Origin of the sequence: Streptomyces sp. NPDC048612, from assembly GCF_043199295.1 — a bacterium.
In the GTDB taxonomy this organism is placed as follows: Bacteria; Actinomycetota; Actinomycetes; order Streptomycetales; family Streptomycetaceae; genus Streptomyces.
On the sequence record NZ_JBICVV010000042.1, the window covers coordinates 1 to 14,768 of the forward strand.

Sequence of the window (14,768 nt, forward strand, 5' to 3'; positions counted from 1 at the left end):
GGAGGGGCCTGGTGTGTGGACGTAAAGCGAAGCAGTCCACACACCAGGCCCCGGAGGCCCGTCACCGCACCCCGACAGCCCCGCGCAGCGGACCCGCCCGCCGCAGGCGCAACGGCGGGGGCACCGCGCAGCGGGCAACAAACGGCGAGCAACACCCACGGCGGGAAAGCCGAAAACGTGGGAATAACGGGCTAGGCCTCCAGCCCAATGGCAAACGCGGCCTCAAGGTCATGCTGGCTGTACGTGCGGAACGCAATATGCGTCTCCGTCGAGGCCACGCCAGGGATTTTGCTGATGCGGCCGGGGATGACGTCCGCGAGGTCGTCGTGGGCGGCGACCCGGACCATCGCGATCAGATCGTGGGCGCCGGTGACCGAGTAGACCTCGCTGACTCCGTCCAGTGCGGCGATCTTCTCGGCGATCTCCGGGATCTGGTCCACGTTGGTCTTGATGAGCACGATCGACGTGATCACGGCTGGCTCTCTTCCTCGGTCGCCCGGTCGTTCGCCCTGGTGGCCCCCACACTATCCCTCCGGTAGCGGGCCCATGCGTAGAGGAAGCCGAGGGTGAAGCCGATGACATGGGCGAGGTAGGCGACGCCGGGGCCGCGGGGGTCGTCCTGGGCGGCCTGCCACTGGATGCCGAACCAGAAGAGCAGCACGAGCCAGGCGGGGAAGCGCAGCGGCAGGAAGAAGAGGAACGGGAAGAGGCTGGTGACGCGGGCCGTGGGGAACAGGTAGAGGAAGGCGCCCAGTACGCCGGAGATCGAGCCCGAGGCGCCCACCAGCGTCTGGCCCGAGTCGGCGTGCGCGGCCGCGTAGCCGAGCAGCGCCAGGTAGCCGATGATGAGGTAGAAGGCGGTGAACGGCAGCCGGCCCATGCGTGCCTCGGCCATTGCGCCGAAGACGTACAGGAACAGTATGTTGCCGAGCAGGTGCAGCCAGCTGCCGTGGACGAACAACGCGGTGAGCGGAGTGATCAGCGCCCGTACCGAGCCGCCCCACAGATCCAGCGGGATCACTCCCCACCGCTCGAAATAGGCGGTCTGCGCCTTCAACAGGGCGTCGCCGGTGCCGTATATCCGGATCAGGCCGGAGGCGGGGCCGAGCACGAAGATCGCGCAGCACAGGCCGATCAGCACATTCGTCACCCGCGAGAACACCGCGGTCAGGGACCGGGTGGGCTGCGGACGGCGGGAGAGGAGACCGGACGAGCGGGGAGATCGAGGGGTGGGGGCCGGCGCCGTCATGAAGTGATCATGGCTTAATGCGGGCAATCGGGACAGAGTGCCTCGCCGTGTCCCGGCACCTGGGCGGGGCCCGCGACGGGCCCCCGTCAGGCCGTAGGGTTACAGGCAGTACTTTGCGTACTTCCGCAGTCCGACGGCGCACCGCGTGAACCGCGCAGCAGCACATGACGATGAGCACGAAAGAGGACGACACGATGGCTGTTCCCCTGCCGACGGCGGGAACCCGGTGGCGCTGCACGCTGTGCGGCAACCTCACGCGTTTCGATGTGACCCGCCGGTCGAAGGTGGTCGAGTACGTCCACCTCGATCTGGCCGGGGACCCGAAGGTGGAGGAGCGCGAGGTCCTCAGTGAGAGCATCGAGTCCGTGCGCTGCCGCTGGTGCAACGCGGTCGACCAGATCGAGCTGGTCGACCGTCCGGGCGCGAACGCCTGAGATCGGAGCGAGGCAGCCGTGGTGGACCGTCCAGAAGGGGAGCCGGGGGCCCAGCGTGACGACGTACCCGAGGGTGCGGCGGACGAGGTGCTCGACCGACCGCTGCCCGAGGGCGTACGGCGCCGGGTCGTGGCGCTCACCGCGGAGTCGTTCGGTGCGCTGACGGTCGCCGAACTCCCGCCCCCGCTGCGGCAGTACGCCCGGTTCACCCCGACCCGCCGGGCCAAGTTCGCCGGCAACGCGATGGCCGCGGCGCTGGAGAGCGACGCGGTCTTCCGGCAGCGGATCGCGGGCAAGCTGCGTGAGGCGCAGGCGGAGCTGACCGCGGCGCTGGAGCACGGCACCCCGCCCGCGGCCGCCGATCCGCTCGATGTCGCGGCGGCGGCCTATGTGCTGCGCCCCGAGGGCTGGGTCAAGCTGGTCGCGGCGGCCGGCGAGGAGGCTCAGCGGGCGCGTGCCGAGCGGGCCGGCGAGGAGGCCGAGCGGGAGGTGGCCCGGCTGCGCGAGGAACTGGCGCAGGCGCGCGGCGAGGCCCGTACGGAGGCCGACCGGATTCGGGTGGACCTGGCGGCGGTCCGCAAGGAGAACGAGTCGCTGCGGCGCAAGCTGCGCAGTGCGCTCAGTGACGTCAAGCGCGGTGAGGCCGCGGTGCGCAAGGCCGAGGCCGCGCTGACGGAGGCGCGGGACCGGGCGGCCACGGACAAGACCGCCGCGGACAGCGAAGTGCGCCGGCTCAAGGCGCGGATCGCCGAGGTCGAGACGACGCTGGAGACCAGCCGGCGGGCTGCCCGTGAGGGCCGCAGCGTCGAGGACATGCGGCTGCGGCTGCTGCTGGACACGGTCCTGGACGCGGCGCAGGGGCTGCGCCGCGAACTCGCCCTGCCGCCCGCGAACGTGCACCCGGCGGACACCGTCGAGGCGGTCGCGCCGGGCCGGATGACGCCCAAGGACATCGCGACCCGGGCGCTGTCGGAGATGGACCCGGCGCTGCTCGACCAGCTTCTCGCCCTGCCGCAGGCGCATTTGGTGGTGGACGGCTACAACGTCACCAAAACCGGCTATCCGACCATGCCGCTCGAAAAGCAGCGGCTGCGCCTGCTGGGCGGGCTCGCGGTACTGGCGGCGCAGACCGGTGCCGAGATGACTTGTGTCTTCGACGGGGCGGAGCTGGCGGCGCCGGTGCTGCTCGCGCCGCCGCGCGGAGTCCGGGTGCTGTTCAGCAAACCGGGCGTAACGGCCGATGAGTTGATTCGTCAGCTGGTAAGGGCCGAACCGCCCGGCCGCCCGGTCGTCGTGGTCTCCACGGACCGGGAAGTGGCCGACGGTGTGGCGAAGGCCGGGGCGCGCCCGGTGGCATCGGCCCTGCTTCTCAAGCGACTTGCCCGGACCTGACGGACCTCCCGCGGCGGGCGCCGGACAGGGGAGAGCGCCGGTGATCCGTACCGCAGCGTCAAGTGGCGCTCACTGCCTGTGCGATGTTGGTAAAGGATGGGGTTTGTGACACAGAATTTTCCCGTGAGGATTTGAAGCGATCACAGCTCGGTTACTAAGGTCAGGCCCCGAACCTTCATGCATCTGATCATCCAACCGGGATGAACCGTGAAGGAACCGCCGAGTCCGCGGCGTTCACGCGGAGCCGGGGTCTCCCCCCCCACTTCCCGGTAGGCGGCTGGAGGAAGAAGGAGCTCGCCCCCGTGGCGTCCCACCGTCGACCCAAGCAGCCGAGCCGTACTCGCGTGACCGTGCTCACCGCCACCGCCGCGGCGGCCGTGGCCCTTTCGTCCCAGGCCGCCCAGGCCGACCCCCACCAGTCGAAGAAGGACGTCAAGTCCGAGGTCGACAAGCTCTACGAGGAGGCCGAGCAGGCCACCGAGAAGTACAACGGGGTCAAGGAGCAGCAGGAGAAGCTCCAGAAGGAGGTCGACGACCTCCAGGACAAGGTGGCCCGTGGCCAGGGTGAGCTCAACCAGATGCGCAAGGGCCTCGGTGCGGTCGCCTCCGGCCAGTACCGCAGCGGCAGCATCGACCCCTCGGTCCAGCTGTTCCTCTCCGGCGATCCGGACACCTACCTGGAGAAGGCCGCCACGCTCGACCAGTTGAGCGGCAAGCAGGCCGACGAGCTGAAGACCGTCGCGGACAAGCAGCGCCGGCTCGCCCAGGAGCGCGCGGAGGCCGCGGGCAAGATCAAGGACCTCTCCGAGACGCGTAAGGCGCTCGGTGACAAGAAGGACGAGATCAAGGGCAAGCTCGGCGAGGCGCAGGAGCTGCTCAACACCCTGACGGCCAAGGAGCGGGCGGCCCTGCAGGCCAAGGAGGCCCGCGCCGACCGCAGCAACCAGCGGGTGAACCTCGGTGACGACGTCCCGGCCTCGCAGCGCGGTGCGGCCGCCCTGCAGGCCGCCCAGGGCAAGATAGGTTCGCCCTACGTCTGGGGCGCGACCGGCCCGTCGTCCTTCGACTGCTCCGGTCTGACGTCCTGGGCCTACCAGCAGGCCGGCCAGTCGCTGCCGCGGACCTCGCAGGCGCAGGCCAACGCCGGTACCCGGATCGGCTCGCAGAGCGCCCTCAAGCCCGGCGACCTGGTGCTCTTCTACGGCGACCTGCACCACATCGGCCTCTACGCGGGCAACGGCCAGGTCCTGCACGCGCCGAAGCCGGGCGCCTCGGTGCGCTACGAGCCGATCGGCAACATGCCGTTCGCGTTCGGCGTGCGGGTCTGACCCCTCGCGCCGCCGCCTCAACCTGCCGCCCGAACGGGCGAATTGCGGCCCCGGCCGCCGACCTGCCGCCCCGCCGGTGACCTGCACAGTCACCGGCGGGGCGGCTTTTTGCGGGCTAATAGAGCGTTTTGGCCGGTGTGCACCCGCGCCGCTACTGTCTGCCCGCGCAGCATCCCGGTTCACCGACCGTCCTTCCGGGCGGCAGGGCTTCCCCCGAGCTCTCGGCTGCGCCCGAGCGGGGTGGACCCCCATGGAAGGAGTGCGGCTCTCGTGGTGTCCCACCGCCGTACCTCGCAGCACAGCCAGACCGCCCTCGCCGGAGTCACCGTGGTGTCGGCCGCCCTGGCGACCGCGGCCGCCGCCCTCTCGGCGCCCCCGGCCGCAGCCGACCCCGCCGGTCACCCGGGCGCCGGCCGTGCGGCGGCGACCGCTCGGGTCGACAGCCTCTACGTACAGGCCGAGCGGGCCACCGAGAAGTACAACGCCGCGCGGGACCGCACCCGGGAACTGCGCCACGAGGTCGCCGCCCTCCAGGACCGCACCGCCCGCGCCCAGGAGCGGGTCAACCGGATGCGCGGCCGGCTGGGCGCACTGGCCGCCGCCCAGTACCGGTCGGGCGGCGTGGACCCCACGGTCCGGCTGATGCTCTCCGAACGGCCCGACACCTACCTGGAGAAGGCCTCCGCGCTGGACCGGATCGGCAGCGGGCAGGCGGCCGATCTGCGCGGCCTCCGGGCGGCCCAGCGCCGCCTGGAGCAGCAGCGCAGGGAGGCCACCAGGAAGCTCGCCGAGCTGGAGACCAGCCGGAAGGCCGTCGCCCGCCACAAGAAGGACGTGCAGGGCAGGCTGGCCACCGCGCGACGGCTGCTGCACGCGCTCCCCAAGGGCGACCGGGCGGCCTACGCGCGGGCCTCCCGCAGCGACGGGCACCGGGAGGCGGTCCCGGACCTGGGCGGCGCCGTACCGTCGTCCGGGCGGGCCGCCGCCGCCGTCGCCGCGGTGCGCGCCGCGGTCGGCTCCCCGTACGCCTGGGGGAGCAGCGGCCCCTCGTCCTTCGACTGCTCCGGACTCACCCAATGGGCCTACGGGCGGGCCGGAGTCTCGCTGCCGCGTACCTCCCAGGCCCAGCGGGGCGCCGGCCGGCAGGTGCCGCTCTCCCAGGCACGCCCCGGTGACCTGGTCATCTACCGCGGGGACGCCAGCCATGTCGGGATGTACGTCGGCAACGGCCAAGTGGTCCACGCGCCCTACCCCGGCGCACGGGTGCGCTACGACCCCGTCGGGATGATGCCGGTCTCGGCCGTCACCAGGCCCTGAGGCGGCACCCAGCGTTTTTGCCGGGACCGGGCCGGACCTACGATCGTCCGCATGTCACACCGGTGGGCGAGACGGCGGCCGTCGCGGGCCGCGACGGCGGGCTGCGGCGCCCTGCTGCTCGCGCTGCTCGCCCCGCTGGCCGGCTGCGGGCCCGCGGCCGGCCCGCCCGCCACGGCGCGCTTCCCGGACGTCCAGCGGATGCTCGACACCCGCGCGAAGGCCGTCGAGCGGCGGGACGCGGCGGGCTTCCTCGCCTCCGTCGACCCACGGGCCCTCGGCTACCGCGAGCGCCAGCGCGCGATGTTCGCCCACCTGAAGGGCGTGCCGCTGACCGACTGGCACTACGACCTCGACTCCACCGACGCCTTCCCGCTCCCGGCCGACGGCGACCGGACCCGGCTGGCCGCGAAGGTGCGGCTGCGCTACCGCCTCAAGGGCTTCGACTCCGCGCCGGTGCACGCCGTCCAGTACCTCACCCTGACCGAGCGCGACGGCCGCTGGCTGGTCTCCTCCGACACCGACGGCGCGGCGGCCGGCCGCAGCGGCACCCGCCAGCTGTGGGACCAGGGGCCGGTCCGGCTGGTCCGCGGCCGGTACAGCCTGGTGCTCGGCGGCACCGCGCAGCGCGCGCGGCTGACGGACCTGGCGCACCGGGTGGACCAGGCGGTGCCCGCGGTCTCCGCGGCCTGGAAGGGGACGTGGTCGCGGAAGGTCGTGGTGGAGGCGCCGGACTCGGTCGAGGGGATGGCGCAGCTGATGGGCAGCGACGACCCGTCGGGCTATGCGGGCATCGCGGCGGTCACCACCGGGGAGGCGGGGGTCTCGACGACCGCGCCGGCGGACCGGGTGATCATCAACCCGGACGCGTACGAGGAACTCAACGACCTGGGCCGCCGGGTGGTCCTCACCCACGAGACCGCCCATGTCGCCACCCGTACGGCCACCACACCGGCCACCCCGCTGTGGCTCTCCGAGGGCTTCGCCGACTGGGCCGCCTACCGCGGCATCCGCCGCAAGGCCGCCCTCACCGCCCCCGAGCTCACCCGTGCGGTCGCCGCCGGCAAGCTCCCGGCCCGGCTGCCCACCGACGACGACTTCGGCTTCAAGGCGGGCGCCGACCGGCTGGCGAAGGCCTACGAGGGCAGCTGGCTGGCCTGCCGGATGATCGCCGGGAAGTGGGGCGAGGCCAAGCTGCTGGCCTTCTACCGGGCGGCGGGCAAGGGCGCGCTACGGGTCCCGGCGGGCCACGAGGGGGCGCCGATGGAGGCGGCCACGGCGGCCCCGGCCGGGCCCCGCCCCGCCACCCCGGCCGCCCGCACCGGGGAGCGGCCGAAGGTCCGCGCCGACCGGACGGACCACGCCATGCGTACCCAACTGGGCGTCAGCATGCGGGAGTTCACCCGGCTGTGGCGGGCGTATGTGCGCAAACAGCTGGCGCGGTGAGGGCGGGGGACGGGCTCAGGGCGCGGCCGGTGCCCCGTCCGCGCGCGGCTGCGCCGCCGCGGTGCCGGTGAGTTCCACGGGCGCGGCGGCCTCCCCGTCGGCCGCGCTGCGCGCGCGGACCACGCCCGCCGTCCCGGGCCCGTCGCCCCGCGTCGCGCGCCACAACCGGCGGCAGGCGAGCAGCGACGCGGCGACCAGCAGCCCGTTGCGCACCAGCAGCAGGGTGACGCCCCACGGGTCGCTCGCGACGACCTGGCCGAACCCGACGGGGAACTCCAGCAGCGTGACGCCGGTGGCGAGCAGGACCAGGACCACCGGCAGCGTCTGCCGGGCGGCCCGTACGGTCACACACACCGCCCCCAGCGCCACCAGCCAGAGCATGTACTGCGGGCTGATCACCCGGCTGGTGGTGGTGAACAGCAGCGTGGCGGTGAAGGCGGCCTCGCACAGCGTCGCCGCGCCCAGCTCCCGGACCCGCACCCGCCACAGCACCAGCCAGCCCGCGGCGGCCAGGCTCAGGGTGAGCGCCACGGTGCTGACGAACGGGACACCCGGGCCGAGGAACTCCAGCGAGCCGTAGTTCAGCAGCACCTGGCCCTCCCACCCGAACTGGCGGGCGACGTGGAAGACCAGCGCGCCGAGCGACTCGACCTCGGTACCGCGGTCGCGCTGGAAGGTGAGGAAGGACAGCGCGCCCGGTGCGGCGGCCACGAAGAACAGCGTCAGCGCGGCCGCGGTGCCGGCCGCGCTCCACCACAGGGCACGGGCCCGGCGGCCGCGCAGCGCCGCCCCGGTCAGCAGCAGCGCGGGCCAGACCTTCAGCAGCGCCCCGAAGGCGACCAGCGCGCCCGCCACCCGCGGCCGCCGGACGGCCGCGAACAGCGCGGCGACGGCCACAGCGGTGACCATCAGGTCGTAGCGGGCGTAGGCCGTCGGGCCCAGGAGCGCCACCCCCGCGATCCACACCCAGGCGCCGGCCGGCCGGTGGCCGTCCCGGCGGCCGGCCCGCAGCAGCAGCGCCAGCGTCGCCGCGTCCACCGCCAGGATCAGGGTGAAGAACGCCGTGGTGTAGTCCAGGAACGGCAGCAGCCCGGGGGAGAGGATCGCCAGTGCGGCGGCCGGCGGGTACTGCCAGGTCACGTCGTTCAGGGGGAAGGTGCCGGTCTGCAGGACGGTGAACCAGCCCCGGTAGATCACCGAGACGTCGGTGGCGACATCCGGCCCCGGCAGCACCAGCACTCTCAGGACGCACAACAGGACCACGGTCCGGGTCACGGCCCAGACCGCGACCGGGAGCCACACCCCGCGCGCTCTGCTGATGCTGGTCATCGTCACCTCATCGCTTCTCGGCCGCTGCCCGTCGGCGCCGCCCGCGGCCATCGGCCCGGCGCCCGTTCACTGCTCCCCGTACCCGCCGCGCGGCCGGCTCGTGCTCTGCGCATGATGCCGGGAGCGGCTGTCATGACCGTAGACGAGGCACCGGCGTGGCCGGACCGGCGGCCGCCCACCGGGCACCGGCCGCCACCCGACCGGTACTGTCGGGCACCAGCGCTGCGACCGACCGCCGAGACCGAACCCGCGAGAGACCATCGTGCAGAAGACCCTGATCGTCACGAACGACTTCCCGCCCCGGCCCGGCGGCATCCAGGCCTTCCTGCACAGCATGGCGCTGCGCCTGGACCCCACCCAGGTCGTGGTCTACGCCTCGACCTGGAAGCGCACCGCCGAGGGGCGCGCGGCCACCGCCGCCTTCGACGCGGAGCAGCCGTTCCCGGTGATCCGGGACCGTACGACGATGCTGCTGCCGACGCCGCGGGTGACCCGGCGGGCCACCGCGCTGCTGCGCGAACACGGCTGCTCCTCCGTGTGGTTCGGGGCGGCGGCGCCGCTCGGGCTGATGGCGCCCGCGCTCCGTGCGGCCGGCGCCCGCCGCCTGGTGGCGACCACGCACGGCCACGAGGCGGGCTGGGCCCAGCTGCCGGCCGCCCGCCAACTGCTGCGCCGGATCGGCGAGGGCACCGACACCCTCACCTACCTCGGCGAGTACACCCGCTCGCGGATCGCCGGCGCGCTCACCCCGGAGGCCGCCGCGCGGATGGTCCAGCTGCCGCCCGGCGTCGACGAGAAGACCTTCCACCCCGGTTCGGGCGGCGAGGCCGTACGGGAGCGGCTCGGGCTCACCGGCCGCCCGGTGGTGGTGTGCGTCTCGCGGCTGGTCCCGCGCAAGGGGCAGGACACCCTGATCGAGGCGATGCCGGCGGTGCTCGCCGCGGTGCCCGACGCGGTGCTGCTGATCGTCGGCGGCGGCCCGTACGAGAAGGAACTGCGCGCGCTGGCCCAGGAGAAGGGCGTCGCGGACGCGGTCCGCTTCACCGGCGCGGTCCCGTGGGAGGAGCTGCCGGCCCACTACGGCGCGGGCGATGTCTTCGCGATGCCGTGCCGCACCCGCCGCGGCGGGCTCGACGTCGAGGGCCTCGGCATCGTCTACCTGGAGGCCTCGGCCACCGGCCTGCCCGTGGTGGCGGGCGATTCTGGCGGCGCCCCCGACGCCGTCCTGGAGGGCGAGACCGGCTGGGTCGTCCCCGGCGGCTCCCCGGCCCCCACCGCCGACCGCCTCGTCGCCCTGCTCCGGGACCCCGCGCTGCGCCGCTCGATGGGCGAACGCGGCCGCGCCTGGGTGGAGGAGAAGTGGCGCTGGGACCTGCTGGCGGAACGGCTGAAGGAACTGCTGTAGGCGGTCCGGCCGGACGCACGAATCCGCCGCCGCGGCGCAGGCCACGACGGCGGATTCCGGCGGTACGGGGCCGGCCCGCTGCGCGCCCCTAGGCGCGGTAGAGCGCCTCGATGTCCTCCGCGAAGTCCTTCGCCACCACGTTGCGCTTGAGCTTCAGCGACGGGGTGACATGGCCCGACTCCTCGGTGAACTGGGTCGGCAGGATACGGAACTTGCGCACCGACTCGGCCTTGGAGACCGCCTCGTTGCCGTCGTCGACCGCGCGCTGTACGGCGGCCAGCAGCTCCGGGTCCTCCGCGAGCTGAGCCGGCGTCACCCCGGCCGGGTGGCCGTGCTCCTCGGCCCAGCGGGGCAGGAACTCCTCGTCGAGGGTGACCAGCGCGCCGATGAACGGCCGGCCGTCGCCGACGACCATGCACTCGGCGATCAGGGCGTGCGCCCGGATGCGGTCCTCGATCACGGCGGGGGCGACGTTCTTGCCGCCCGCGGTGACGAGGATCTCCTTCTTGCGGCCGGTGATGGCGAGGTAGCCGTCCTCGTCGAGGGTGCCGAGGTCGCCGGTGTGGAACCAGCCGTCGGACAGCGCTTCCTTGGTGGCCGACGGGTTGTTCCAGTACTCGGTGAAGAGGTGCTCGCCGTGCAGCAGCACCTCGCCGTCGTCGGCGATCCGCACGACCGAGCCGGGCAGCGGCTGGCCGACGCTGCCGATCTTCTGCCGGTCCCAGGGGTTGAAGGCGGTCGCCGCGCAGGACTCCGTCAGGCCGTAGCCCTCCAGGACGGTGAAGCCGATCCCGCGGTAGAAGTGGCCCAGGCGCTCGCCGAGCGGGGCGCCGCCGGAGATGGCGTGGGTGGCGCGGCCGCCGAGCACGGCGCGCAGCTTGCCGAAGACCAGCCGGTCGAAGACCTTGTACTTGAGCTTCAGGCCGAACGACGGGCCGCCCGGGGTGTCCAGCGCACGGCTGTAGGCGATCGCCGTGTCCGCGGCCTTGTCGAAGATGCTGCCCTTGCCGTCGGCCTGCGCCTTGGCCCGCGCCGAGTTGTAGACCTTCTCGAAGACCCGGGGCACGCCCAGGACCAGCTTCGGCCGGAAGGAGGCGAGGTCGTCGGTGAGGTTCTTGATGTCGGGGGCGTGGCCCAGCTTGATGGGCGCCATCACCGCGGCGACCTGCACCAGCCGGCCGAAGACGTGCGCGATGGGGAGGAACAGCAGCACCGAGGACTCGCCGGTACGGAACAGCGGCCGCAGCCGCTCGACGATGTTGCCGCACTCGGCGAAGAAGCTGCGGTGGCTGAGCACACAGCCCTTGGGGCGGCCGGTGGTGCCGGAGGTGTAGACGATGGTGGCCGGCGAGTCCGCGTCGGCGAGCGCGCTGCGCGCCTCCACCTCGTCGTCGGAGATCCCGTCGCCCGCGGCCTGGAGCCGGGCGATGGCGTCCCGTTCGATCTGCCAGATGTTCTCCAGCTCGGGCAGCCGGTCACGGACCGACTCGACGGTGGCCTCGTGGGAGGGGGACTCCACCAGGCAGGCCACCGCGCCGGAGTCGCCGAGAATCCACTGGATCTGCTCGGCGGAACTGGTCTCGTACACCGGGACGGTGATCGCGCCGGCGCTCCAGATGGCGAAGTCCAGCAGCGTCCACTCGTAGCGGGTGCGCGACATGAGACCGACCCGGTCGCCGGGCTGTACCCCGGAGGCGATCAGGCCTTTGGCGGCGGCGCGGACCTCGGCGAGGAAGGTGGCGGCGGTGACGTCCTGCCACACTCCGTTCACCTTGCGTCCCATGACCGCAACATCAGGGTGCTGCGCGGCATTTCGGCGGATGAGATCCGTCAGATTCCCGTCCGCGGGGACCTCGTACAGGGCCGGAAGGCTGAACTCGCGCAAGACTGCTGCTCCTCAAAAGCGCCGGCGCCACGACGCTGTGTGTTGCACCGGCGGCGGTCCATGATCGTGCAGGGGGAGTGGACTGCCCGGACGTTACCCATCGGTATCGCGGTTGGGATAGAGGGGAGCGGCCAGATGTTCGATGCGTCACACGCTGCGGGACACGCCATGGGGACTGACCCGCGCAGACTAGACCAATGGGTCGGTGACCCGAAAGTAACCCCAGGTCCGGGGGCCCCTCCCGGCGCCCGGTGCGGGCGCTCTAGGGTGACGCCATGCGTGTGCATGTGGTCAGTGACGTACACGGCAACAGCCGGGACCTCGCGGCGGCCGGAGCCGGTGCCGATGCCCTGGTCTGCCTCGGTGACCTGGTTCTCTTCCTCGACTATGCCGACCACTCGCGCGGCATCTTCCCCGACCTCTTCGGCGCCGCGAACGCGAGCGCCCTGGTCGAACTCCGCACCGCCCGCCGCTTCGAGGAGGCCCGCGCACTCGGCCGCCGGCTCTGGGGCGAACTCGACCGGGCGGGCGTGAGCCGGGACTCCGCCATCGAGGAGGCGGTCCGCCGGCAGTACGCCGAACTCTTCGCCGCCTTCCCGACCCCCACGTACGCCACCTACGGCAACGTCGACATCCCGCGCCTGTGGCCCGAGTACGCCGCACCCGGCACCACCGTCCTGGACGGCCAGCGGGTGGAGATCGGCGGCCGGGTCTTCGGGTTCGTCGGCGGCGGCCTGACCACGCCCATGCGCACGCCCTACGAGATCAGCGACGAGGAGTACGCCGCCAAGATCGAGGCGGTCGGCGAGGTGGACGTGCTGTGCACCCACATCCCGCCCGACGTCCCCGAACTCTGCTACGACACCGTCGCCCGCCGCTTCGAACGTGGCAGCGCCGCCCTGCTGCACGCCATCCGCACCACCCGGCCGCGCTACGCCCTCTTCGGCCATGTGCACCAGCCGCTGGCCCGCCGGGCCCGGATCGACGGCACGGAATGCGTCAATGTCGGCCACTTCAACGCGACCGGGACGCCCTATGTCCTGGAGTGGTGAGCCCGGACGCCCCTGGCCCGGGCGGCCCCGGGAGTGCACCCGGCGGCCCTCCCGCCCCGGCCTTCCCCGGCCTGCTGGTGTCCGTCCGCGGTATCCCGCGCGGTAGCCTCGGAGCCGGTAGCAGCACAGACACCGGGTAACGGGGTCTCCCCCCGCTCGGAGCCGAGAGCTCGGGGAAGAGTCGGCGGACCGGAACGAATCGGCATGGAGGAGTCACGGCGATGGCCGAACACACCAGCTCTAGCATCACGATCGAGGCGGCACCCGCCGAAGTGATGGCGGTGATCGCCGACTTTGACCGCTACCCGGAGTGGACCGGAGAGGTCAAGGAGGCAGAGGTGCTCGCCAAGAACGACCACGGCCGCGCCGAGCAGGTGCGCCTGCTGCTGGACGCCGGAGCGATCAAGGACGACCACACCCTCGCCTACACCTGGACCGGGGAGAACGAGGTCAGCTGGTCCCTGGTCAAGTCCCAGATGCTGCGCGCCCTCGACGGCTCCTACCGCCTCGCCGCGCTCGGCGGCGGCGCGCGCACCGAGGTGACCTACCAGCTCACCGTCGACGTCAAGATCCCGATGCTCGGCATGATCAAGCGCAAGGCCGAGAAGGTCATCATCGACCGTGCGCTGGCCGGGCTGAAGAAGCGCGTCGAGAGCGGCCACGACGGTCCGCAGACGCCCGCCGACGAGGCCAAGAAGCTCTGAGCGTGCGCATCGTCCTCGTCACGGGCACCGGCGGCGCGGGCCGCACCACGCTCGCCGCCGCGACCGCCCTGGCCGGCGCCCGCCGGGGCGAGCGGGCCCTGCTGCTCACCACCGGGAGCAGCGCACCGGAAACGGTGCTGGGCACCCCCCTCGGCGCCGACACCCGCACCCCGATAGCCCCCGGTCTGCACGCCCGCCGCATCGACCCCGGCGACCGTTTCCGCCAGGAGTTCCTCGCCTTCCAGGAGCGCGCCGGCGCCGCCCTCGACCTGCTCGGCGCCGCCCCCCTCGACGAGGACGAACTCACCGAACTCCCCGGCTCCGAGGACTTCGCGCTGCTGCACGCGCTGCACGCCGAACGCGTCTCGGGCGACTGGGACCTCGTCGTCGTCGACATGCCCTCGGCCGACGAGACCGTCCGGCTGCTCGCCCTGCCCGCCCAGGTGCGCCGCTATCTGCGCCGGCTGCTGCCGCCCGAGCGGCAGGCGGCCCGTGCGCTGCGCCCGGTCCTCGCCCAGCTCGCCGGCGTCCCGATGCCGGCGCAGAAGCTCTACGACGCCGCCGAGCGCTGGGAGACCGAACTCGCCGCCGTCCAGCGGACGATCGACGACCCCGGCACCTCCGTACGCCTGGTCACCGAAGCCGGCCCGGTCGCCGCCGCCACGCTCCGCACCCTCCGCGCCGGACTCGCCCTGCACGGCCGCCGCACCGACGGCGTGGTCGTCAACCGGCTGCTGCCCACCGGCTCGGCCGACCCGTTCCTCGCCGCGCTCTCCGGCAGCCAGCAGAGCGTCCTCAAGGCGCTGCGCGAGGAGTTCCCCGACCTCCCCGTCCATGAGGTGCCGCACCTGGGCCGCGACCCCCAGGGCGTCGACGAACTCGGCGCGTTGGCCGGCGGACCGGCCGTCGGGACCGCCGCGGCCGGACCCGCCGACGGGCCGCACCCCGACCCCTGGACCGTCGAGGACCGGCTGGCCACCGACGGCATCCTGGTCTGGCGGGTACCGCTGCCCGGCGCCGAACGCCGGGGCCTGGGGCTGGTGCGCCGCGGCGACGAGATCGTGGTCACCGTCGGCCGCTTCCGGCGGATTCGGACGCTCCCCTCCGCGCTGCGCCGCTGCACCGTCTCCGGTGCCGGACTCCGCGACGGAGCCCTGGAGATCCGCTTCACACCCGATCCGGATCTGTGGCCCAAGAGCGACTGAACGCGCTACCACCGTTCGGGTAACG

Annotated in this window: 13 protein-coding genes; 9 read left to right on the forward strand and 4 right to left on the reverse strand. The window is 73.1% G+C overall.

Annotated elements, in window-relative coordinates; all coding sequences use genetic code 11:
* Window positions 1-191: 191 nt before the first annotated feature.
* Together ACGFN2_RS34935 and ACGFN2_RS34940 are read right to left on the reverse strand one after the other, a co-directional pair.
* Window positions 192-473, reverse strand: coding sequence for an Lrp/AsnC family transcriptional regulator (locus ACGFN2_RS34935; protein ID WP_159746503.1), 282 nt, complete (start codon window positions 471-473; stop codon window positions 192-194).
* On the reverse strand, window positions 470-1,150 hold the full coding sequence (locus tag ACGFN2_RS34940; protein WP_362611878.1) for a rhomboid family intramembrane serine protease: 681 nt from the start codon (window positions 1,148-1,150) through the stop codon (window positions 470-472). Before ACGFN2_RS34940 ends, ACGFN2_RS34935 begins: the two co-directional genes overlap by 4 nt.
* A 293-nt stretch (window positions 1,151-1,443) precedes the next feature.
* On the opposite strand from ACGFN2_RS34940, the gene ACGFN2_RS34945 reads away from it, so the two are divergent.
* The 5 genes from ACGFN2_RS34945 (at window position 1,444) to ACGFN2_RS34965 (ending at window position 7,163) form a co-directional block, all read left to right on the forward strand.
* Complete coding sequence (locus tag ACGFN2_RS34945) at window positions 1,444-1,683, forward strand: hypothetical protein (protein ID WP_026170342.1); 240 nt, start codon at window positions 1,444-1,446, stop codon at window positions 1,681-1,683.
* 18 nt (window positions 1,684-1,701) lie between these two features.
* A complete protein-coding gene (locus tag ACGFN2_RS34950) occupies window positions 1,702-3,075 on the forward strand; it encodes an NYN domain-containing protein (RefSeq protein ID WP_393366931.1) in 1,374 nt (457 codons plus the stop codon).
* Between the two features lie 302 nt (window positions 3,076-3,377).
* The gene (locus ACGFN2_RS34955) at window positions 3,378-4,403 is read left to right on the forward strand and encodes an NlpC/P60 family protein (RefSeq protein WP_362611866.1); all 1,026 of its coding nucleotides are present in this window, start codon (window positions 3,378-3,380) and stop codon (window positions 4,401-4,403) included.
* A 270-nt stretch (window positions 4,404-4,673) separates the two neighbouring features.
* A complete protein-coding gene (locus tag ACGFN2_RS34960; RefSeq protein WP_393366933.1) occupies window positions 4,674-5,720 on the forward strand; it encodes an NlpC/P60 family protein in 1,047 nt (348 codons plus the stop codon).
* Window positions 5,721-5,771: 51 nt separating this feature from the next.
* Window positions 5,772-7,163, forward strand: coding sequence for a hypothetical protein (locus tag ACGFN2_RS34965; RefSeq protein ID WP_393366935.1), 1,392 nt, complete (start codon window positions 5,772-5,774; stop codon window positions 7,161-7,163).
* A 15-nt stretch (window positions 7,164-7,178) separates the two neighbouring features.
* On the opposite strand, the gene ACGFN2_RS34970 is transcribed toward ACGFN2_RS34965, so the two are convergent.
* Entirely contained in the window at window positions 7,179-8,492 is a 1,314-nt protein-coding gene (locus ACGFN2_RS34970; RefSeq protein ID WP_393366937.1) for a glycosyltransferase 87 family protein, read from the reverse strand.
* Window positions 8,493-8,754: 262 nt separating this feature from the next.
* Here ACGFN2_RS34970 and ACGFN2_RS34975 point away from each other — a divergent pair, with 262 nt between their 5' ends.
* Window positions 8,755-9,897, forward strand: coding sequence for a glycosyltransferase family 4 protein (locus ACGFN2_RS34975; RefSeq protein ID WP_393366939.1), 1,143 nt, complete (start codon window positions 8,755-8,757; stop codon window positions 9,895-9,897).
* An 88-nt stretch (window positions 9,898-9,985) separates the two neighbouring features.
* Here ACGFN2_RS34975 and ACGFN2_RS34980 read toward each other — a convergent pair whose 3' ends face one another.
* Complete coding sequence (locus tag ACGFN2_RS34980; RefSeq protein ID WP_362611853.1) at window positions 9,986-11,782, reverse strand: AMP-dependent synthetase/ligase; 1,797 nt, start codon at window positions 11,780-11,782, stop codon at window positions 9,986-9,988.
* A gap of 275 nt (window positions 11,783-12,057) precedes the next feature.
* Here ACGFN2_RS34980 and ACGFN2_RS34985 point away from each other — a divergent pair, with 275 nt between their 5' ends.
* The 3 genes from ACGFN2_RS34985 to ACGFN2_RS34995 all read left to right on the forward strand — a co-directional run bounded on the left by ACGFN2_RS34985 (window position 12,058) and on the right by ACGFN2_RS34995 (window position 14,743).
* Window positions 12,058-12,834 (forward strand): metallophosphoesterase, encoded by a 777-nt coding sequence (locus ACGFN2_RS34985; RefSeq protein ID WP_362611851.1) that lies wholly within the window; start codon window positions 12,058-12,060, stop codon window positions 12,832-12,834.
* A gap of 221 nt (window positions 12,835-13,055) precedes the next feature.
* Window positions 13,056-13,538, forward strand: a complete 483-nt coding sequence (locus ACGFN2_RS34990; protein WP_362611849.1) for an SRPBCC family protein — start codon at window positions 13,056-13,058, stop codon at window positions 13,536-13,538.
* Between the two features lie 2 nt (window positions 13,539-13,540).
* Complete coding sequence (locus ACGFN2_RS34995; protein ID WP_393366942.1) at window positions 13,541-14,743, forward strand: ArsA family ATPase; 1,203 nt, start codon at window positions 13,541-13,543, stop codon at window positions 14,741-14,743.
* The last annotated feature ends 25 nt before the right edge of the window (window positions 14,744-14,768 follow it).